General features: G+C 64.7%; 22 protein-coding genes. 12 read left to right on the top strand and 10 right to left on the bottom strand.

Annotation, left to right across the window (positions count from 1 at the left end; all coding sequences use genetic code 11):
- Window positions 1–41: 41 nt before the first annotated feature.
- The 9 genes from hprK to BDD21_RS05450 all read right to left on the bottom strand — a co-directional run bounded on the left by hprK (window position 42) and on the right by BDD21_RS05450 (window position 7,536).
- Entirely contained in the window at window positions 42–1,004 is a 963-nt protein-coding gene (hprK, locus tag BDD21_RS05495; RefSeq protein WP_120796287.1) for an HPr(Ser) kinase/phosphatase, read from the bottom strand.
- A 22-nt stretch (window positions 1,005–1,026) separates the two neighbouring features.
- Window positions 1,027–1,476, bottom strand: coding sequence for a PTS sugar transporter subunit IIA (locus BDD21_RS05490; protein ID WP_120796286.1), 450 nt, complete (start codon window positions 1,474–1,476; stop codon window positions 1,027–1,029).
- Between the two features lie 240 nt (window positions 1,477–1,716).
- Window positions 1,717–2,052, bottom strand: coding sequence for a ribosome hibernation-promoting factor, HPF/YfiA family (gene hpf / locus BDD21_RS05485; protein ID WP_120796285.1), 336 nt, complete (start codon window positions 2,050–2,052; stop codon window positions 1,717–1,719).
- Between the two features lie 30 nt (window positions 2,053–2,082).
- The gene (locus BDD21_RS05480) at window positions 2,083–3,567 is read right to left on the bottom strand and encodes an RNA polymerase factor sigma-54 (protein WP_120796284.1); all 1,485 of its coding nucleotides are present in this window, start codon (window positions 3,565–3,567) and stop codon (window positions 2,083–2,085) included.
- Window positions 3,568–3,748: 181 nt separating this feature from the next.
- Window positions 3,749–4,519 carry an LPS export ABC transporter ATP-binding protein gene (gene lptB, locus BDD21_RS05475; protein ID WP_120796283.1) on the bottom strand — a complete coding sequence of 257 codons (771 nt, stop codon included), beginning with the start codon at window positions 4,517–4,519 and terminating at the stop codon, window positions 3,749–3,751.
- Window positions 4,520–4,608: 89 nt separating this feature from the next.
- Complete coding sequence (gene lptA, locus BDD21_RS05470; protein WP_120796282.1) at window positions 4,609–5,130, bottom strand: lipopolysaccharide transport periplasmic protein LptA; 522 nt, start codon at window positions 5,128–5,130, stop codon at window positions 4,609–4,611.
- Window positions 5,127–5,753, bottom strand: coding sequence for an LPS export ABC transporter periplasmic protein LptC (lptC, locus tag BDD21_RS05465; RefSeq protein ID WP_120796281.1), 627 nt, complete (start codon window positions 5,751–5,753; stop codon window positions 5,127–5,129). Before lptC ends, lptA begins: the two co-directional genes overlap by 4 nt.
- Entirely contained in the window at window positions 5,750–6,271 is a 522-nt protein-coding gene (kdsC, locus tag BDD21_RS05460) for a 3-deoxy-manno-octulosonate-8-phosphatase KdsC (protein ID WP_120796280.1), read from the bottom strand. The genes lptC and kdsC overlap by 4 nt, the downstream gene beginning before the upstream one ends.
- Before the next feature lie 245 nt (window positions 6,272–6,516).
- On the bottom strand, window positions 6,517–7,536 hold the full coding sequence (locus BDD21_RS05450) for a KpsF/GutQ family sugar-phosphate isomerase (RefSeq protein ID WP_120796278.1): 1,020 nt from the start codon (window positions 7,534–7,536) through the stop codon (window positions 6,517–6,519).
- Between the two features lie 304 nt (window positions 7,537–7,840).
- On the opposite strand from BDD21_RS05450, the gene BDD21_RS05445 reads away from it, so the two are divergent.
- The 11 genes from BDD21_RS05445 to BDD21_RS05395 all read left to right on the top strand — a co-directional run bounded on the left by BDD21_RS05445 (window position 7,841) and on the right by BDD21_RS05395 (window position 16,933).
- A complete protein-coding gene (locus BDD21_RS05445; protein ID WP_120796277.1) occupies window positions 7,841–8,404 on the top strand; it encodes a hypothetical protein in 564 nt (187 codons plus the stop codon).
- Between the two features lie 137 nt (window positions 8,405–8,541).
- On the top strand, window positions 8,542–9,474 hold the full coding sequence (locus BDD21_RS05440) for an ABC transporter ATP-binding protein (RefSeq protein WP_120796276.1): 933 nt from the start codon (window positions 8,542–8,544) through the stop codon (window positions 9,472–9,474).
- Complete coding sequence (gene mlaE, locus BDD21_RS05435; protein WP_120796275.1) at window positions 9,471–10,253, top strand: lipid asymmetry maintenance ABC transporter permease subunit MlaE; 783 nt, start codon at window positions 9,471–9,473, stop codon at window positions 10,251–10,253. The genes BDD21_RS05440 and mlaE overlap by 4 nt, the downstream gene beginning before the upstream one ends.
- 5 nt (window positions 10,254–10,258) lie before the next feature.
- Window positions 10,259–10,723, top strand: coding sequence for an outer membrane lipid asymmetry maintenance protein MlaD (gene mlaD / locus BDD21_RS05430; protein WP_120799764.1), 465 nt, complete (start codon window positions 10,259–10,261; stop codon window positions 10,721–10,723).
- Complete coding sequence (locus BDD21_RS05425; protein WP_120796274.1) at window positions 10,723–11,340, top strand: MlaC/ttg2D family ABC transporter substrate-binding protein; 618 nt, start codon at window positions 10,723–10,725, stop codon at window positions 11,338–11,340. Before mlaD ends, BDD21_RS05425 begins: the two co-directional genes overlap by 1 nt.
- A complete protein-coding gene (locus BDD21_RS05420; RefSeq protein ID WP_120796273.1) occupies window positions 11,337–11,651 on the top strand; it encodes an STAS domain-containing protein in 315 nt (104 codons plus the stop codon). Before BDD21_RS05425 ends, BDD21_RS05420 begins: the two co-directional genes overlap by 4 nt.
- A 281-nt stretch (window positions 11,652–11,932) precedes the next feature.
- Window positions 11,933–13,207, top strand: a complete 1,275-nt coding sequence (gene murA / locus BDD21_RS05415) for a UDP-N-acetylglucosamine 1-carboxyvinyltransferase (RefSeq protein WP_120796272.1) — start codon at window positions 11,933–11,935, stop codon at window positions 13,205–13,207.
- A gap of 32 nt (window positions 13,208–13,239) precedes the next feature.
- The gene (gene hisG, locus BDD21_RS05410) at window positions 13,240–13,941 is read left to right on the top strand and encodes an ATP phosphoribosyltransferase (protein WP_120796271.1); all 702 of its coding nucleotides are present in this window, start codon (window positions 13,240–13,242) and stop codon (window positions 13,939–13,941) included.
- A 6-nt stretch (window positions 13,942–13,947) separates the two neighbouring features.
- Window positions 13,948–15,276, top strand: a complete 1,329-nt coding sequence (gene hisD, locus BDD21_RS05405) for a histidinol dehydrogenase (RefSeq protein WP_120796270.1) — start codon at window positions 13,948–13,950, stop codon at window positions 15,274–15,276.
- 178 nt (window positions 15,277–15,454) lie between these two features.
- Entirely contained in the window at window positions 15,455–16,531 is a 1,077-nt protein-coding gene (hisC, locus tag BDD21_RS05400; RefSeq protein ID WP_120796269.1) for a histidinol-phosphate transaminase, read from the top strand.
- 174 nt (window positions 16,532–16,705) lie between these two features.
- Window positions 16,706–16,933, top strand: coding sequence for a hypothetical protein (locus tag BDD21_RS05395; RefSeq protein WP_120796268.1), 228 nt, complete (start codon window positions 16,706–16,708; stop codon window positions 16,931–16,933).
- Window positions 16,934–17,078: 145 nt separating this feature from the next.
- Here the strand turns inward: BDD21_RS05395 and BDD21_RS05390 are convergent, their stop codons facing one another.
- Window positions 17,079–17,570: a DUF192 domain-containing protein gene (locus BDD21_RS05390; protein ID WP_120796267.1), complete on the bottom strand. Its 492-nt coding sequence runs from the start codon at window positions 17,568–17,570 to the stop codon at window positions 17,079–17,081.
- 222 nt (window positions 17,571–17,792) lie between these two features.
- On the opposite strand from BDD21_RS05390, the gene BDD21_RS05385 reads away from it, so the two are divergent.
- On the top strand, window positions 17,793–18,404 hold the full coding sequence (locus tag BDD21_RS05385) for a CIA30 family protein (RefSeq protein WP_245969426.1): 612 nt from the start codon (window positions 17,793–17,795) through the stop codon (window positions 18,402–18,404).
- The last annotated feature ends 6 nt before the right edge of the window (window positions 18,405–18,410 follow it).

Raw genomic sequence — 18,410 nt, 5'->3', positions numbered from 1 at the left:
CGGCAGTCGTTCGCGTGCCTGTTCCTCTGCCGGTGCTTGCGTCATGACGGTGATCTCGGCGGGTCGGGTCGATCGATGCTGATGGCACGCGCCTGGCGGTCGATGAAATCGACGCCGGCATCGTATCCGCGAATGCGCAGAATCTGGTGTCGCACGGCCGCCTCCACCAGGATCGCCAGGTTGCGGCCGGGTGCGACCGGCATCGTGATCTTGGGGACGGCAACCCCGAGGATGTTGCGCACCGAGAGGCTGCCGCTGAGCCGGTCGATCGACTCGAGTTGATGTTTGTCGAGCGGCTGAAGATCGATGATCAGGTTCAATGTCTTGCTGCGCACGACGGCGCCTTCTCCGAACATGGCGCGGATGTTGAGAATCCCCAGGCCGCGGACCTCGAGAAAATCGCGCAGGGCCTCGGGGCAGGTGCCCTCCAAGGTCTCGGGGGCAATGCGTGCGAAACGGGGTGCGTCGTCGGCGATGAGCCGATGTCCTCGCGCGATCAGATCGAGCGCCAGCTCGCTCTTGCCGACGGCCGGATCGCCGACCAGCAGAACGCCCATACCCAGGACCTCGATGAAGACCCCGTGCACCGTGCGGCGCTCGGCGAGGGCATGGGTGAGGAAATAACGCAGGTGATTGATCAGCTCCTCGTCGCCGAGGGAGGAGCCGAGCAGCGGCGTGAGGGTCTGCTCGGCGGCCTCTCGAAAGGCGGGCTCCGGGTCGATGCCGTCGGAGAAGATGACGGCGGTCGGACGATCCGAGAAGAGCCTCTCCACGGTCTCGCCGAAGGCGGTCCGGCCCAGTTCTGCTAGGTAGAGCAGCTCCGCGTGTCCGATGACCTGCAGGCGATTGGGATGAATGCAGTTCAGAGAGCCGATCAGCGACTGCCTCGAACGTCCCGGATCCTCGCCGCGCAACGGGCGCGGGCTCGCCGGCTCGGGCGTGAGCCAGCGCAGCTTGAGCCGCGGCCCGGTCTGCGAGATCAGGGATTGAAGACTTTCGATCATCGCCGGCGGCCGCGCTTGACGGCTAGGTCGCTCTGAGAAGGTCCAGAATGGCCGTGGGCGAGCTCGCATCGCGCAGACGTGCGCGGGTTGCCGACTCGCTGAAGCGACTTGCCAAATAGGCGAGCAGCTGCAGGTGCTCCTCGGTCGCGGTCTCGGGAACCAAGAGCGCGAACGCCAGATCGACCGGCTCGCCGTCGGCTGCATCGTAATCCACCCCGCGGGCGGTTTGCACGAAGGCCCCGATCACCTGAGAGACCTCCTTGATCCGGGCATGGGGCAGGGCGACACCGTGACCGAGTCCGGTGCTGCCGAGGCGTTCGCGCTCGAGGAGGCGCTCGAAGACGCTCTCCGTGCTCAAACGGGGGTGGTCGTTGGCGAGTAGCTCGGCAAGGGTTTCGAGCAAACGCTTCTTGCTGGAAATCTCGAGGCCGTGACCGATACGGGCCTCGTTGATTAGATCGGGGCTGAGCATCGGTATCGGCTCCCGTGCGCTGCGGGCGCGCAGCGCTGCAGCTGGTGGCTCTTGGATCGATGTCCGCGCAGCGACGGCGGGCAAGGGCGTGTGGTCATGGATGCTGATTATCCTCGGATGTCTGGCAGAGGCCGGCGATCCCGCATGCCGGCCTCGTGCCCGATCCCGTTCGTTGAACGCCTCCGACGGGGCAAGAGCGCCCCTCGAAGGTATCAGCGGCGTTCTGACAACGCCGGTGCGTCAGGTCTGATCCGACTCCTCGATCTCGCTGACCTTCGGGCTCGCTGCGCGATGATCGCTCTTCTTCTCCTTGTGGCGCAGGACCTGACGATCGAGCTTGTCGATCAGCCCGTCGATTGCGGCATACATGTCCTCGTGGACCGAGTCGGCAAAGACCTTGCTGCCGTTGATGTGCAGTGTGGCCTCCGCTTTTTGGGCAAGCTTCTCGACGCTCAGGATGACGTGAGCGTTGATGACGTGGTCGAAGTGCCGCGCAAGGCGCTCGAACTTCGTGTCGACGTAGCCTTTCAGCGCATCGGTGACGTCGATGTGATGACCCGTCAGGTTGATCTGCATCTTGTGACTCCTTATGGTTCAAACGGCCTGTCAATCCAGGCGCTTGCGCTCGTTCGAGGGTGGAACCCCCATGGCCTCGCGGTACTTGGCGACGGTTCGCCGCGCGACATTGATCCCCTGATCGCCGAGCTCTTGGGCGATCTTACTGTCGCTCATGGGCTTTCGCGCGGACTCGCCGGCGATCAGCTTGCGGATCAGGGCACGAATGGCGGTCGACGAGCATTCGCCGCCGGAAGCGGTGTTGACGTGCGAGGAAAAGAAATACTTGAACTCAAAGGTTCCCCGCGGCGTGTGCATGTATTTCTGCGTGGTCACTCGGGATACGGTCGACTCGTGAAGCTCCAATGCCTCGGCGACATCGCGCAGAACCATCGGTTTCATCGCCTCGTCCCCGTGCTCGAAGAATTCCTGCTGCATCTCGACGATCTTCGCGCCGACGCGCAGCACCGTGTCGTTGCGGCTGGCCAGGCTCTTGATGAACCAGCGTGCCTCCTGCAAATGGCTCTTCAAGGTGACGCCGTCCGCGCTCTGATCGGCGCGTCGGATCAGGCGCGCGTAGTCGGCGTTCACTCTGAGTTTAGGCATCGAGTCGGGATTGAGTTCGACCGACCATCGGCCCTCGCGTTTGCGCACGAAGATATCCGGGACGACATACTGGGCCGGCGTGCCGGCAATCAGGCTTCCGGGGCGCGGATTGAGCCGTCGGATCAACGCCAGCGCACCTGCGACCGTGTCCTCGGATTCCTTCAGCTGACGGACCAGCGAGGCGACATCGCGCTTGGCCAGATACTCGAACCCGTCGCGGCAGATCGCCGTCGCGGTGCTCCGCCAAGGTGTTTGGGGGGGCAGCTGACTGAGTTGTATCAGCAGACATTCCGGGAGGTTGCGGGCACCCACCCCCGGCGGGTCGAAGGACTGAACGCGGTGAACGACAGCCTCCACCTCCTCGGCACTGATTTCGGGGTGATCGATGGTCAGGAGCAGCTCCTCGACATCGATGCGCAGATAGCCGTCGGCGTCGATCGAATCGATGACCGCTTGGGCGATCATGTTGTCGCGCTCGCTCAGTCTGCACAGATTGAGCTGCCAGGCGAGGTGGTCGAGCAGGGTCTGAGGGCGGCTTTGCTGGGCAAAGGGATCGTAGTCCGAGCCGTCGTCCGAGCCGTGCGAGGTGCTCGGCAGGTGGGAGTCGAAGACGTCGGTCCAGAGTGTGTCGACCGGCAGCTCTTCGGGCATCTCGTTGGATTCGGCGTGGATCTCGCGGTCGATCGACTGCTCGACGGTGACCCGAGGTGTTTCGATGTCCTCGCTCTGAATCGTGCCTGACTGCTGCGTCTCGGCGACGTTGAAGCGATCCGCGTCGTCGCCTTCCTCCAACATGAGGTTGGTGTCCAGCGCCTCCTGAATCTCCTTCTGGAGCTCAAGCGTGGAGAGCTGCAACAGACGGATCGCCTGCTGCAACTGAGGCGTCATGGTCAGGTGTTGGCCGAGCCGAAGCTGGATGGATTGCTTCATGAATCGCGGATGCGCTTTTCGAGGTGTTCGATCAGGTGACCGCCATGGCCAATGCTGGTCGATTCTAGCCGTTTCAGTCCGGTGAAGGCGTCATCAGCCGGGGCAGGATCTCATCTTACACCCAACATCTCGGAAAGAGCAGCCAACCGATTCGCATCTCGAGGTACCTCCCGGTTCGCACCTACATGGAAAAATCCGCGCCGAGGTAGACATCGCGGACCTGCTGATCGGCCAGGAGCTGCGCGGGGGTGCCGGCCGCGATGACGCACCCGGAGCTGATGATGTAGCCCCGGTCGCAGATATCGAGCGTCTCGCGGACGTTGTGATCCGTGATCAGCACGCCGATCCCGCGATCGCGCAAATGCGACACGATGGCCTTGATGTCCCCGACGGCGATGGGGTCGACGCCCGCGAAGGGCTCGTCGAGCAGCATCACCAGGGGGTCCACCGCGAGCGCACGCGCGATCTCGAGGCGCCGTCGCTCCCCGCCAGAGAGGCTGAGCGCGAGCGAGCCGCTGACATGGGCGATCCCGAGCTCTTCGAGCAGGCGCTCGCAGCGCAGATTGCGATCGGCCCGAGACAGGTCGCCGCGCGCCTCCAGGATAGCAAGGATGTTGTCGCGCGCGCTGAGCTTGCGAAACACCGAGGGCTCTTGTGCCAGATAGCTCAGTCCGGCGCGCGCGCGCGCATGCATGGGTTTCAGGGTGATGTCCTGCCCGCTCAGCGCAATGCGGCCCTCGTCCGCCGGAATGAGTCCGACGATCAGATAAAAGCAGGTGGTCTTGCCCGCGCCGTTGGGTCCGAGCAGGCCCACGACCTCGCCGGCGTCCACGCCGACGCTCACGTCGCGCAACACCTGACGACCGCGATAGCTCTTCTTCAGATGCTCCGCGCGCAGTGTCGTCGAGCCCGAGCCCGAGCCTAAGTCGGAATCCGCAATAGAATCCTTCATCCTAAACCGCGTCTCCGCCGAGTCTCTTTGGATCGTTCAAGGGTGGTTTCCGATCGGATGTCATCGGTCGCCTCGGACGCGGTTTAGCCTCATTCTCCCTCCGGCGTGATGGTGATCTTGACCCGTCCGCCGCCTCCCGCGCGGAAATGGGCACGGGCGCGATCGTAGACGATGCGCTCGCTCGCGACGCGGTCGGCCCCCTGAATCAGCAAGGCGTCCTCGATGAGGGTGAGCTCGTCCTTGTCGGCGTCGTATTCCATCCGTTTGGCGAAGGCCAGGACCTCGCCCTCGTCGTTGTCGAGGAGCTGTTTGAAGCTGGCCGGCGCGCCGAGCGCAATGATAAAGCGCGGGCGGCGGTCGTCGCGATGATAAACGGTCACATGATCGCCGAGGAGTCGCATGCTCCCTTGGTCGACCTGGACATTGCCGACATAGATGCTGGTGTTCTCCGCCTCCAGGACCTCGACATCGTCTGCTTCGATCAAGATGGGTTGGCTTGCATCGTCCTCGAGCGCCACTGCCGGGGCGCACGCGAGGGCCATGACGAAGGCCAGGGTCGCGGCCGGGGCAGTGCCCCGGCACCGCCGGTTGTCGATTCCTCTCTCGCTCATGGCGTCTCGGTCTGCTCGGGTGCGATAAAGATATGCGCGCGTCCGTCGAACTGGGCACGTACGGGCTCCTCGTACCAGAGGCGCATCCCGGTCGCGTTCAGCCGATCCGACGCACTGGTGACTTGGACCGCGCGATCGGTCTCGGCGAAGGCCCGTTTATGCCAGATGCGCATCAGCTCGGTCTCCATGCGGGTGGCGGGCCGACTCGCGTCGCCCTTGCGCTCGAGCTCCACGGCGCCCTCGAGACGGACCTCGTCGCCGCCGGGGAGGACCAGCCCGCTGTCCGCGCGTGCGCGCCAGGGCTCGGCTTCGGTCTCGCCTTCACGCTGATAGAGTGTCATGCGCGGGCGATCCAGCTCAGAGAGATCCTCCTCGATATATTGGCGCAGCTCCTCGGCGACCAAGCGTCGGCTCGGTTTGCCCGTGTCGTCGGTCTCCACGGCGCTGAAGCGTGCCACGACATAATCCGGGAGCCGCGCACGCTCGACCGCGGGTGCGGCCGGCTCGGGTTCGGGGCGCAGCTGCCACCATCCCAAGAGCCCGGAGCCGACGAAGAAGACAGCGAGCATCCACTGACGTGCGGACCAGATCGGCAGGTCGCTGACCCGAAGACGTCCGCTCATGGTGTGTCGGCGAGGATCCGCGCCCAAGTGCCCTGCGCCTCCATGATCAGCTCGCAGACCTCGCGCGCAGCCCCGCGACCGCCGCGGGCTTGGGTGCACAGATGGGCATGGCCGCGCACCAGATGGTGCGCGTCGGCGACCGCAACGGCGAGTCCGACCCGGCGCATGACGGGCAGATCCACGAGGTCGTCTCCGACATAGGCGATGGCCTCGTCGTCGATGGACAGCTCCCGCTTGAGCGCCTCGTAGGCCGGGAGCTTGTCGCGGCAGCCTTGGAAGAGGTGCTCCACTCCGAGACTCTTCATGCGGATACTGACCACCTGCGAGGTCCGGCCCGTGATGATTCCAATCTGAACCCCGCTCTCCCGGAGCATCACCATGCCGTGTCCGTCACGCGAGTTGAACGCCTTGTATTCCTGGCCGTCGTCGCCGAGATAGAGACTGCCGTCGGTCAGCACCCCGTCGACGTCGAAGATGACCAGGCGGATCCGGGCGGCGCGTTCGAGGATGTCGTGCATGGGGTCAGTCCTCTTGGGTGTCGATTCGGTGGGGCGGGGAGCCTCGGGTTTCTAGCTTCCTGCTTCCTGCCTCCTGCCTCCTGCCTCCTGCCTCCAGCTTCCGGCCTCCAGCTTTCAGCTTTCAGCTTTCAGCTTTCAGCTTTCAGCTTTCAGCTTCCGGGTGTCAGCTTTTGGCTGGCGGCTGGCGGCTGGCGGCTGGCGGCTGGCGGCTGGCGGCTGGACGGCTGGACGGCTGGACGGCTCCCTCACATGACCCCGGCGCGCAGCAGATCGTGCATGTTCAATGCGCCGACGGGTCGGCCGGTGTCGTCGATGACCAGCAGCGCGTTGATGGATTTCGACTCCATGAGACGCAGGGCCTCTGCGGCGAGGGCGTCGGCCTTGATCGTGATGCAGTTGCGGGTCAGTACGGTGTCGATGGCGGTGCGATGGACATCGATCCCGCGGTCGAGGGCGCGTCGCAGGTCGCCGTCGGTGAAGATCCCGGCAAGGCGTCCCTCGTCGTCGACCACGGCGCTCATGCCCAAGCCTTTGCGGGACATCTCTTCAAGTGTGGCGCGCAGGGTCGTGCCCAGAGGGACCGACGGCAATTGCTCGTCGCGATGCATGACCTCGCCGACGTGCAGCAACAGACGGCGTCCGAGGCTGCCGGCCGGATGGGAGCGAGCGAAGTCCTCGGCGGTGAAGCCGCGGCTCTCGAGCAGGGCGATGGCCAGCGCATCGCCCATCACCAGGGTTGCCGTCGTGCTCGAGGTCGGGGCGAGGCCGAGCGGACAGGCCTCGCTTGCGACACTCACGTCGAGATGGACGTCGCCCTCGCGGGCCAAGGTCGACTTGGGCTTGCCTGTCATGCTGATCAGCGGCACGCCGAGCCGCTTGAGCAAGGGCAGCAGCATCAGGAGTTCCGCGGTTTCGCCCGAGTTGGACAGGGCCAAAACGACGTCGCGGGGCGTGATCATGCCGAGGTCGCCATGGCTGGCCTCGCCCGGATGCACAAAGAAGGCGGGGCTGCCGGTGCTCGCTAGGGTCGCCGCGATCTTCCCGCCGATGTGGCCCGACTTGCCCATCCCGAGCACGACGATGCGGCCCTCGCAGGCCAGCATATAGCGGCATGCGGACACGAAGTTGTCGTCGATCCGCTCTGCCAGCGCGGTGACCGACGCGGCCTCGGTCTCGACGACGGCGCGTCCGAGTGCCTTGATCTTGGCTGATTCGCCGAGCGCGAGCTCAACCGGCGGGCTGCCGAGTCTGCGTCGATCTGTCATGCTGCTCCGAGATCCTCCATCGCGTCGCGTCCCCATCGGCAGCGGGGCGATGGACCTTCTTGATTGGACCGTCAGGTAGGGTGGACAAGCGCAGCGCAGTCCACCAAGCCTTGCACCGGCGTCGGTGGACTGCGCTGCGCTTGTCCACCCTACGGCGCTTGTCCATCCGATTGTTGTGGTCGGCAATGTGGCCGGTTCATACGAACAAGGCCGCGCGATGCAAAATACACCAATGAGCGGTCCTGCGTCGCGCGGAAGGCATCTCCACCGCGAAAGACGATCCTATCGGAGCAACCTTGAGACCATGAGTCGCATTCTCCCCGTTAGAACCGGATGGGATCCCTCGCCCGGCGACGCCGACTTCTATCCGGACGACCTCCCCGAGGATTGGCGGCTAACCTATTTTGCCAACGCGCTCGACGCCGTTGCGCTCGACGCCGATGCCTGGGGGCAGGTGGATGCGGGGCGTATCGCGCGATGGGGTCGCGATGTGCCGGCATCCTTCGCATTTTATCTCCGTCATGATCCCGGCGCAGCGGCGGTCGCGGAGTCTGCCGGGGTTCAGGCGCGTCTCGGCGAGCATTTCGGCGGCTGGATCCTGTGCCCGGATCAGAGCCACGCAGACGACCTTGCCGGGTCCGCATACGTGCTGCTCGAATCGGTGTCGGCGGCAGCGGGGTCGCACGCATCGGCCCTGGCATGTGCGGTGCCCGCAGAGCTCGGCACCGATCTGCGCGCTGCGCGTGGCTGGCTGGAGGGGCTTGCGGCGGCCGCCCGAGGACGACCCGCGCTCGCGCTGATGGGCAGAGCACGATTCGAGGACGTGCGCCGCTGGCAGTCACTCGTGGAGTTGCTCGGCCTGAGTTGACGGGCCGGGTGTTGACGGGCCGGGTGTTGACGGTCTGGGCGTTGGCGCTCCGGCGATTGAGGCTCCGGCGGTTGACGCCCCAGCGCGAGCCGGCCAGAATGCCGTGTTTTCCACCCGCGCCGACAGCGATACGATCTATGGGAAGTCGACGCCCCCGAGCGACACCCCTCGCCGCAGCCTCCGCGATCGGCTCCTCCGAGCCCGCGGCTACACCCGATGCTCCAAGCGCCGGCTCCTCGCCGGAGAAACGCTCGCGCGCCGGCGGCGAGGTCCTGGTGAAGATCCGCGGACTTTCCTTTCGCCGCGGCTCGCAGGTCGTGCTCCACCGGGTCGACATGGACATCCGGCGCGGCGCAGTGACCGCCGTCATGGGGCCAAGCGGCACGGGCAAGACGACCTTGCTCAAGCTGATCACCGGGCAGCTGCGCCCGGATGCCGGGAGTATCGAGGTCGACGGCGAGCCCGTTCACACGCTGGGAAAATCGGCGTTGTTTCGGCTGCGTCGGCGCATGGGGATGCTGTTTCAAAGCGGCGCACTTCTGACCGATCTGAATGTCTTCGACAACGTCGCCTATCCGCTGCGCGAGCATACGGATCTGGGCCCATCGATGCTGCGCAAGCTCGTGCTGCTGAAGCTCGAGGCGGTCGGTCTGCGTGGTGCGCGTAATCTGATGCCGAGCGAGCTCTCGGGTGGGATGGCGCGTCGCGTGGCCCTGGCCCGTGCAATTGCGCTGGATCCCGACATGATCCTCTACGACGAGCCCTTCACGGGTCAGGATCCCATCTCCAAAGGCATGCTGGTGACCCTGATCCGACAGCTCAACGACGCCGCCGGCCTGACGAGCATCCTGGTGTCCCACGACGTGGACGAGACGGCCAGTATCGCCGATCACCTGTACGTGATCTCTCACGGAGAGGTCATCGCGCAGGGAACGCCGCAGGAGATCGCCGCGGACCGCTCGGCCTGGGTGCGTCAGTTCATGGACGGCCTGCCGGACGGCCCCGTGCATTTCCACTACCCGGCGCCCCCCTTGGCGGACGATCTGTTGTCGCGGGGTGTTGCCGGATGATTCTGGACGGCTTGGCGCGGCTGGGACGCAGCGGGCTCGGCGCGCTGGAGCGACTCGGTCGTGCACATCTGCTGCTCGCCGGCATGGTGTTGGGCATCGGCGAGATCCTGCGACGTCCGGGTCTGCTGATCGCGCAGCTCTTCAACATCGGCGTGCTCTCGATGCTGATCATCGGGGTGTCGGGGTTGTTTGTCGGCATGGTGCTGGGTCTGCAGGGCTATTACGTGCTCGCCCAGTTCGGGGCGGCGGAGAGCCTCGGCGTCATGGTCGCGGCCTCGCTGGTGCGCGAGCTCGGCCCTGTGGTCACGGCCCTTCTGGTGGCCGGGCGTGCGGGCTCCGCCCTGACCGCCGAGATCGGCCTGATGAAGGCAACCGAGCAGCTTTCGGGTCTGGAGATGATGGCGGTCGATCCGGTGCGCCGTATCCTGACCCCGCGCTTTTTCGGCGGCGTGCTTGCGATGCCGCTGCTCGCGGCCATGTTCAGCGCGGTCGGCGTGCTCGGCGGCTATTTCGTCGGTGTCGGTCTGCTCGGCGTGGATTCGGGATCCTTCTGGAGTCAGATGCAGTCAAAGGTCGACTTCCACGAGGATATCGTCAACGGCGTGATCAAAAGCGTTGTTTTCGGTGTCGTGGTGACCTGGATCGCGCTGTTTCAGGGGCATGACTCGGTCCCGACATCGGAGGGCGTGAGCCGTGCGACGACGCGCTCCGTGGTTCATGCCGCGCTGGCGGTGCTGGGACTCGATTTCGTCTTGACGGCCTTGATGTTCGGGGAATGATGGCAATGGGTAAACAACGCGGCATCGAGATCCTGGTCGGTCTCTTCATGGCGGTGGGCTTCGTGGCTCTGTTCTTTCTGGCGATGCAGGTCAGCAACCTGAGCGCGGCGGTCAACAGCGAAGGCTATCGCTTGACCGCGCGGTTCTCCAACGTCGGCAGCCTCAAGGCGAGATCGCCCGTGAGCATGGCCGGCGTGCGGGTCGGGCGTGTCGAGGCGGTGACCTTCGACAAGGACACTTACGAGGCGGTGGTGACCATGCGCATCGATGCGGCCACGGATACCATTCCGGACGATACCTTCGCGAATATCTTCACCGCCGGTCTGCTCGGGGAGCAGTACGTCGCCCTCGAGCCGGGCGGGAGCCTGGAGTATCTGCGCGACGGCGACGAGATCGCCTACACTCAGTCGGCCCTGATCCTGGAGCAGATGATCGGACAATTCCTATTCAGTAAAGCCGGAGGCGACTAATGCCAATGCGACGTTCCTTCTTCATTCTCTTCGCTCTGCTCGGTGTGCTCTGGACGAGTGCGTCCTTCTCCTATGCCGAAGACGCGACGGCACTGGTTAAGCGCACCACGGAGAACATGCTCAAGACGCTCGAAGCGCGTCGCTCGGAGGTCGATCGCGATCCTTCGCTGATCTTCGGGATGATCGAGAGCGGCGTCGCCCCGCATTTCGACTTCGAGCGCATCACGCAAGGCGCGGTCGGCCAATCCTGGCGCGACGCGACGCCCGCGCAGCAACGCGCCCTGGTCAACGGTTTCAAGCAGGTCCTGGTCCGGACCTATGCGCGCTCGATCCTAAGCTATTCGGGCCAAGAGATCCGGTATCTGCCGGTCAAGCCGGGTCGCCAGGCGTCCACCGTGACCGTCTCTACCGAGATTATCTCGCCCGGTTCAGCGCCGATCCCGGTCGATTATCGGATGCACAACAACGCCGGGGGCTGGAAGGTCTACGACGTCGTCATCAACAACGCCAGCCTGGTCGGGAACTACCGTACGAGTTTCTCCAACGAGATCCGCCAAGGAGGCATCGACGGTCTGATCGCGAAGCTCGGCGAGATGAACATCCGGACGCGCCAATGAAGGAGGCCCGACTGACGCCCCTCGGCGAGGGGCGTTATTCTCTGGACGGCGTGCTGGACTTCTCGACGGTCAACCGTGTTGCCGTGGGCGGGATCGCCTTGTTCAAACGGGATGCCTTGGTCGATATCGACCTCGCCGGTGTGGAGTCCGCAAACAGCGCCGGCCTCGCACTCTTGTTGGAATGGCTGGACGTCGCCCGCGCGCGCGGCGCCCGGGTGACCTATCGGAACCTGCCGGATTCGCTGGTGCGGATCGCCGCAGTGTCGAACCTCGCCGCACTCTTGCCCATGGAATCCGCCATCGGTCGCTGAAGTGCCGACGCGACGGGGTGTCTCTACCCCGACGTCGACGCGTGCTGCGCGGTCCTGCCGTCGACCACATCGACCCAACCGTTTCCGGGCCTCCACCTCCTAAGAAACGGTTCAAAAATAATTAAAACAACTCGACGAGAAAATACCTTTCCACGGTTGTCGTTGTCGTTGTCGTTGTCGTTGTCGTTGTCGAATACGATTACGACAACGACAACGACAACGACAACGACAACGATTAGATTCGGCGCTCAACTGATTTACGACACGTTACTAAGGTCCTAATGGATAAACTTCTCATCACAGGCGGTGCCCCGTTGCAGGGTCAAGTTCGCGCGTCCGGCGCGAAGAACGCCGCCTTGCCGATCCTCGCCGCCACCCTCCTGGCCGATGCGCCCGTCACGCTCGGCAACATCCCGAGCCTACGCGACATCAAAACCACGTTGGAGCTGCTCGGACGCATGGGTGCGTGCTTGTCGCTCGAGGACGGGTGCCGGGTCGAGGTGCAACCCCGCGAGCTGACCAGCTTCGCCGCGCCCTACGAGCTCGTGAAGACGATGCGCGCATCGATCCTGGTGCTCGGACCGCTGCTCGCACGCTACGGGCAGGCCGACGTCTCCCTGCCGGGTGGTTGCGCGATCGGGGCGCGGCCGGTCAATCTGCATATCGATGGCCTGCGCGCCATGGGTGCCGAGATCCATGTGGAGGGCGGCTACATCCGAGCGCGTGCGCAACGGCTACAGGGCGCGCGTCTGGTCATGGACATGGTTTCGGTCACCGGGACCGAGAACCTCTTGATGGCCGCCACCTTGGCGAAGGGCGAGACCTTGATCGAGAACGCGGCGCGCGAGCCGGAGGTGATCGATCTCGCCGATTTTCTGATCGCCTTGGGCGCGCGGATCGAGGGCGCCGGAACCGACCGGATCTACGTCCAAGGCGTGGAGCGTCTCGGCGGTGCCCACTACGAGGTGATGCCGGATCGGATCGAGACCGGGACCTTCCTGGTCGGGGCGGCCATGACCGGCGGCTGTGTGACGGTGACCCACACCCGTCCGAATTGCTTGGATGCCGTTCTCCAGAAGCTGCGCGAGGCCGGCGCCGAGATCGAGGTCGGCACGGATTCGATCCGGCTCGACATGCAAGGCAAACGCCCCCGCGCCGTCGACATCCACACGGCCCCGCACCCTGCATTTCCGACCGACATGCAGGCCCAGTTCTGTGCCTTGAACAGCATCGCCGAAGGGGTCGGGACCATCACCGAGACCATCTTCGAGAATCGCTTCATGCATGTGCTCGAGCTGCAGCGCATGGGTGCCGACATCCGGATCGAGGGTAATGTCGCCATCTGCCGCGGTGTCGAGCGTCTCACCGCCGCGCCCGTGATGGCCACCGATCTGCGCGCCTCGGCCGGTCTGGTGCTGGCCGGGCTTGTCGCCTCGGGCGAGACGCTGATCGACCGCATCTATCACCTCGACCGCGGTTATGACAACATCGAGGCAAAGCTCTCGGCCCTGGGCGCGGCGATTCGCCGGACCGCGGGCGCAGGAACGACCCGATAGGGGCTAGGCGCAGCCAACAGGACAGCGACATTATGAGTCTCGACACGCCGCTTACCATCGCGCTCTCCAAGGGCCGGATCTTCGACGAGACCTTGCCGCTCCTGGCCCATGCCGGGATCGCGCCGGTCGACGACCCCGAGACCAGCCGCAAGTTGATCCTCGAGACCAACATGCCGCACGTGCGCTTTCTCATCATCCGCGCGAGCGACGTGCCGACCTATGTCCAGTACGGTGCGGCGGATTTGGGTGTCTCCGGCAAGGATGTGCTGCTTGAGCACGGTGGCGAGGGTCTCTACGAGCCGCTCGACCTCGGTATTGCGCGCTGTCGTCTGATGGTCGCCGGTCTGCCGGATGTGGCGGCACCCACGACACGGCGGCTTCGGATCGCGACCAAATATGTCAAAAGCGCCGAGCGCTATTACGCCTCCAAGGGCGAGCAGGTCGAGATCATCAAGCTCTACGGCTCGATGGAGTTGGCGCCCCTGGTCCATCTATCCGACCGCATCGTCGATCTGGTGGAGAGCGGCAACACCCTGAAGGCCAACGGGCTGGTCCCGCTTGAGCATATCGCCGACATCAGCTCGCGCCTGGTGGTCAACAAGGCCTCCTGGAAGATGAAGCATGCCGCGGTCACGTCCTTGCTGGACGCGCTGCGCGAGGCCGTCGCCGGCCGATCGACACCAACCCGGTCGGCCGAAAACCAATCGGACCGGTCAAGTGGACCGGGGAGCTGAGCATCCATGAGCACCATGAGACGTCTCTCGACGACGGACCCCGACTTCCACGCCGACTTGGACGGCCTGCTCGCCTGGGATTCGGTCTCGGACGATCGCGTTCGGCAGACGGTCGCCGACATCATCCGCGATCTGCGCACGCGCGGGGATGCCGCACTGCTCGACTACACGACGCGCTTCGACCGCTGGACGCCGGCATCCGCTGCCGACCTGGAGATCCCGCGGGCACGCCTGGAGGAGGCTTGGGGACGCATCCCGGCGGCCCAACGCGAGGCCCTGCAGACGGCTGCCGCGCGGATCCGCGCCTATGCCGAGCATCAAAGGATCGAGAGCTGGAGCTACACCGAGGCCGACGGGACCCTGCTGGGTCAGCAGGTCACGCCCCTGGATCGTGTCGGGCTCTATGTGCCGGGCGGCAAGGCGGCCTATCCCTCTTCGGTCCTCATGAACGCCATCCCGGCCAAGGTCGCCGGGGTCGGCGAGCTGATCATGGTGGTGCCCACGCCCGACGGGGAACTCAACGAGCTGGTCCTGGCCGCAGCCCATATCGCCGGGACAGACCGCGCCTTCGCCGTCGGCGGGGCGCAGGCGGTCGCCGCGCTCGCCTTCGGGACCGAGACCATCCCCGGTGTCGACAAGATCGTCGGGCCCGGCAACATCTATGTGGCCACGGCCAAACGCGCGGTCTTCGGGCAGGTCGGCATCGACATGGTCGCCGGTCCCTCCGAGATCCTGGTCGTCTGCGACGGCGGGACGGATCCGGACTGGATCGCGATGGACCTTTTCTCGCAGGCCGAGCACGACGAGGACGCCCAATCCATCCTGGTGAGCTGGGATGCCGCGTTCCTGGATCAGGTCGCCGCGAGTGTCGAGCGGCTGTTGCCGACCATGGAGCGCGAGACCATCATCGCGACCGCTCTGCGCGGGCGCGGTGCCATGATCCAGGCGCGCGACCTCGAGGATGCCATCGCCGTCGCCAATCGGATCGCGCCCGAACATCTGGAGCTGTCGGTCGAGGACCCGCAAGCCATCGTGGGCCGCATCCGCCACGCCGGCGCCATCTTCATGGGACGCTACACCGCCGAGGCCGTCGGCGACTATTGCGCCGGGCCGAACCATGTCTTGCCGACCTCGCGCACGGCGCGCTTTTCATCCCCGCTGGGTGTCTACGACTTCCAGAAGCGATCCAGCCTCATCATGGCCTCGGCCGCCGGTGCGGCACAGTTGGCCAAGACCGCTTCCATTTTGGCTCGGGGAGAGGGGCTCACCGCACATGCACGCTCGGCCGAGTATCGCGGCGAGACGCAGTCGCCGGTCGAGCCTGGTCTATCCTAGTGGAGCAATGCAGAGATTCCGAGACCGTCCGAGAGCATTTTCGTGGTCGTTGTCGTGGTCGTTGTCGTAATCGTAATCGGAGTCGTATCGATGGCCGATTACGACAACGACCACGACAACGACCACGAACGGTCTCGACACATCTGCCGCGCTGCACTAGCACCTTCGCGAGACGCCCATGCATGACCTGATCAGCCAGCTCATTCGCCCCGATATCCGTGCCCTATCGGCTTACCATGTCCCGGACCCGGCGGGACTGGTGAAGCTCGATGCCATGGAAAACCCCTACGGCTGGCCCGATGCACTGAAGGCCGAGTGGCTCGAGAGCCTGCGCGAGGTTGCTCTGAACCGCTACCCGGACCCGCAAGGCGCGGCGGTCCAGGCGGCTGTGCGCGAGGCGATGGCCATCCCGTCCGATATGGGTTTGCTCTTGGGCAACGGGTCCGACGAGCTGATCCAGATGCTCGCCATCGCCGTCGCGCAGCCCGGACGCAAGGTCCTGTCGCTCGATCCGGGCTTCGTCATGTACCGCATGATCGCCCGCTTCGCCGGTATGGACTATGTCGGCGTGCCCTTGCGCCCGGACGACTTCTCGATCGATCTGCCGGTCATGCTCGACGCGATCGAGCGCGAGCAGCCGGCATTGGTCTACCTGGCCTACCCGAACAACCCGACCGGCAATCGTTTCGATGCCGACGACATGGTGCGCATCATCGAGGCGGCGCCCGGCCTGGTCATCGTCGACGAGGCCTATGCGCCCTTTACCGATTGCAGTTTCCTGGGGCTCCTCGGCGACTGGCAGAACCTCCTGGTGATGCGCACGGTCTCGAAGATGGGGCTGGCGGGGATCCGGCTGGGTTATCTGGTCGGACCGCATGCCTGGCTCGAACAGATCGACAAGGTGCGCCTGCCCTACAACATCAACGTCTTGACCCAGGCATCCGCGGCCTTCGCACTGAAGCACAAACCGCTTCTCGACGAGCAGGCACGGATGATTCGAGCCGAGCGCCAGCGTCTCCAGACCACGCTCTCGACCCTGAACGGCGTCCACGCCTATCCGAGCGAGGCCAATTTTATCCTGATGCGTGTCGCCGAGGATCGTGCCGACATCATCTTCAAAGGGCTGAAGGATCAGGGTATCTTGATCAAGAACCTCAACGGCGCGCATCCGATGCTGAAGGACTGTCTGCGTGTGACGGTCGGTCGGGCCGAGGAGAATGCCGCCTTTCTCGGTGTCTTAACCAGACTGCTTTAGGGTGCGTGGCAAGGCTCTAGCCGTATCTACGGCGGGCTGCCGGCGCAAGCTTCTAACTTGCGAGTCATTGGGTGCGGAGTCGGTGAGAACCCGGGATCTGGCAAAGACATTGCGGGTCGCCGACGATACCGTCGTTATCGAAATGATTCATCAAAACCGGATCGGAGGAACCCGATGACCGATCATGTCGAGAACCTTATTCTGGAGCACCTGCGGCACATTCGCGCACGAATCGATCAGATGGCCGAAGATACGAGCACCATCAAGCTTCGCTTGTCGTCGCTCGAATCCCAAGTCGCCGGTTTGCACGGCGACAACGCCATTGCGCACCAACGCATGGATCAAATCGAGGGGCGCCTTGGGCGGATCGAGCGGCGGCTCGATCTGCACGAACCTGCCTAAACCGCGCTCAGCGCGGTATGCGATGTTTTGGGATGGGATCGGCGCGCGTAGACTTGACAGCCGCTTGAGCCTGCGCGGTTTAACAGGTCACGAAAAAGCGGCGCCCGACGGAAATTCCACCGATGATCACATGCTGCGTCCGGGATCATGAGTCCGTGTGTGTGATGTGGATCGGGTCGCCCACTTTCAGTCTCAACTCGGCGGCACGCCCCGCGCGCAGCTCGAGCACCTGATCGACCGCTCGCTTGAAGGGGCCGTAGCTCGGACAGGACGCCTTGAGGCAGGGCGGCACCTGCTCGGCCAATGCCACGACCTGACCTTCGTACATGAAAACCAAGTCGAGCGCGACCGGGACGTTCTTCATCCACATCCGGATCGGGCGCGAGGGGTCGGCGGGGAACAGCATTCCGCGATCGTCCGCAAGGGCCGGTCTGAACATGAGGCCGAGTGCGCGCTCCTGCGGCGTGCGTGCGACCTCCAGCAGGATGGTCGCCGAGCCCACCTCGGCCTTCGCCGAGATCGGAAGGTATTGGGCCTCGCTCGCTGGCGCATCCCCGATCGCGAGCGTCATGGCGAGCCAAAGCGCCGCAGCAGCGGCCGGGAGGACGAGATGGAGAGTGCTCGGTCGGGCCATCATGGGGTCATCCGGTTGCGTGATGTCATGGTTAAACCGCGCCCGGCGCGGTATGCGATGTCTTTGGATGGGATCGGCCCCGGCAGACTTGACGACCGCTGGAGCCGCGCGGTTTAAGATATTAAAAATATTCAAATTTAAACCGCGTCCCCGCTAAGGGCCGTGGACAGGCCATAACGTCGAGCTCACCTGAAACTTTAGCATTTCGCTCCGGACGCGGTTTAAATGTACAAAGGTTGCTCTCTCGGTTCCATCATCGCGGGGTTGCTGCTCATGCTCGCTATCCTCAATCCATCCCTCGCGGACGGGGGGCTGATCGACGATTTCTCCCGTGCGGACGGTCTCTCGGCACTGGGTACGCCGTGGCGAGCCGTGACCGATCAGGTCATGGGCGGGCGCTCGGAGGGGGCCATCAAGCGGCGTGTCGTGGATGGGCGGCAGGCGCTTTGTCTCGCCGGCGAGGTCAGTCTGGCGAACAACGGCGGTTTCGTTCAGGCGATGTTGGATCTGACCCCGCCGGGTGGTCCCGAGACCGGGTTGGATGCGAGCACGTTCGACGGGGTTCGGCTCCTGGTGCACGGCAACCGCGAGGTCTACAACCTCCATCTGAAATCCACGGCAACCCTTCTGCCTTGGCAGTCCTATCGCGCGTCCTTCGTCGCCGGACCCGAGTGGCGCGAGGTGCATCTGCCCTTCGAATCGTTCGAGCCGCATCGGCTGGTCCAGCGGCTCGATACACGGCGCCTGACCAAGCTCGGGATCCTGGGTATCGGTCGTGTGTTTCATGCCGATGTCTGTATCGCCGAGGTCGGCTTCTATCGCCAGAAGAGGGAATGATCCTCC

It is taken from the genome of Thiocapsa rosea, assembly GCF_003634315.1.
Classification (GTDB): domain Bacteria; phylum Pseudomonadota; class Gammaproteobacteria; order Chromatiales; family Chromatiaceae; genus Thiocapsa; species Thiocapsa rosea.
This window is presented reverse-complemented; position numbering and strand designations above follow the sequence as displayed.

Coding starts and splice junctions, on each gene's coding strand:
- BDD21_RS05450 (WP_120796278.1), bottom strand. CDS start 7,536: ATGACAGATCGACGCAGACTCGGCAGCCCGCCGGTTGAGCTCGCGCTC.
- BDD21_RS05490 (WP_120796286.1), bottom strand. CDS start 1,476: ATGCTCAGCCCCGATCTAATCAACGAGGCCCGTATCGGTCACGGCCTC.
- kdsC (WP_120796280.1), bottom strand. CDS start 6,271: ATGCACGACATCCTCGAACGCGCCGCCCGGATCCGCCTGGTCATCTTC.
- hisC (WP_120796269.1), top strand. CDS start 15,455: ATGCATGACCTGATCAGCCAGCTCATTCGCCCCGATATCCGTGCCCTA.
- BDD21_RS05385 (WP_245969426.1), top strand. CDS start 17,793: ATGTACAAAGGTTGCTCTCTCGGTTCCATCATCGCGGGGTTGCTGCTC.
- BDD21_RS05445 (WP_120796277.1), top strand. CDS start 7,841: ATGAGTCGCATTCTCCCCGTTAGAACCGGATGGGATCCCTCGCCCGGC.
- hprK (WP_120796287.1), bottom strand. CDS start 1,004: ATGATCGAAAGTCTTCAATCCCTGATCTCGCAGACCGGGCCGCGGCTC.
- lptC (WP_120796281.1), bottom strand. CDS start 5,753: ATGAGCGGACGTCTTCGGGTCAGCGACCTGCCGATCTGGTCCGCACGT.
- murA (WP_120796272.1), top strand. CDS start 11,933: ATGGATAAACTTCTCATCACAGGCGGTGCCCCGTTGCAGGGTCAAGTT.
- BDD21_RS05480 (WP_120796284.1), bottom strand. CDS start 3,567: ATGAAGCAATCCATCCAGCTTCGGCTCGGCCAACACCTGACCATGACG.
- BDD21_RS05390 (WP_120796267.1), bottom strand. CDS start 17,570: ATGATGGCCCGACCGAGCACTCTCCATCTCGTCCTCCCGGCCGCTGCT.
- BDD21_RS05440 (WP_120796276.1), top strand. CDS start 8,542: ATGGGAAGTCGACGCCCCCGAGCGACACCCCTCGCCGCAGCCTCCGCG.
- hisD (WP_120796270.1), top strand. CDS start 13,948: ATGAGCACCATGAGACGTCTCTCGACGACGGACCCCGACTTCCACGCC.
- lptA (WP_120796282.1), bottom strand. CDS start 5,130: ATGAGCGAGAGAGGAATCGACAACCGGCGGTGCCGGGGCACTGCCCCG.
- hisG (WP_120796271.1), top strand. CDS start 13,240: ATGAGTCTCGACACGCCGCTTACCATCGCGCTCTCCAAGGGCCGGATC.
- mlaE (WP_120796275.1), top strand. CDS start 9,471: ATGATTCTGGACGGCTTGGCGCGGCTGGGACGCAGCGGGCTCGGCGCG.
- BDD21_RS05420 (WP_120796273.1), top strand. CDS start 11,337: ATGAAGGAGGCCCGACTGACGCCCCTCGGCGAGGGGCGTTATTCTCTG.
- BDD21_RS05395 (WP_120796268.1), top strand. CDS start 16,706: ATGACCGATCATGTCGAGAACCTTATTCTGGAGCACCTGCGGCACATT.
- BDD21_RS05425 (WP_120796274.1), top strand. CDS start 10,723: ATGCCAATGCGACGTTCCTTCTTCATTCTCTTCGCTCTGCTCGGTGTG.
- mlaD (WP_120799764.1), top strand. CDS start 10,259: ATGGGTAAACAACGCGGCATCGAGATCCTGGTCGGTCTCTTCATGGCG.
- lptB (WP_120796283.1), bottom strand. CDS start 4,519: ATGAAGGATTCTATTGCGGATTCCGACTTAGGCTCGGGCTCGGGCTCG.
- hpf (WP_120796285.1), bottom strand. CDS start 2,052: ATGCAGATCAACCTGACGGGTCATCACATCGACGTCACCGATGCGCTG.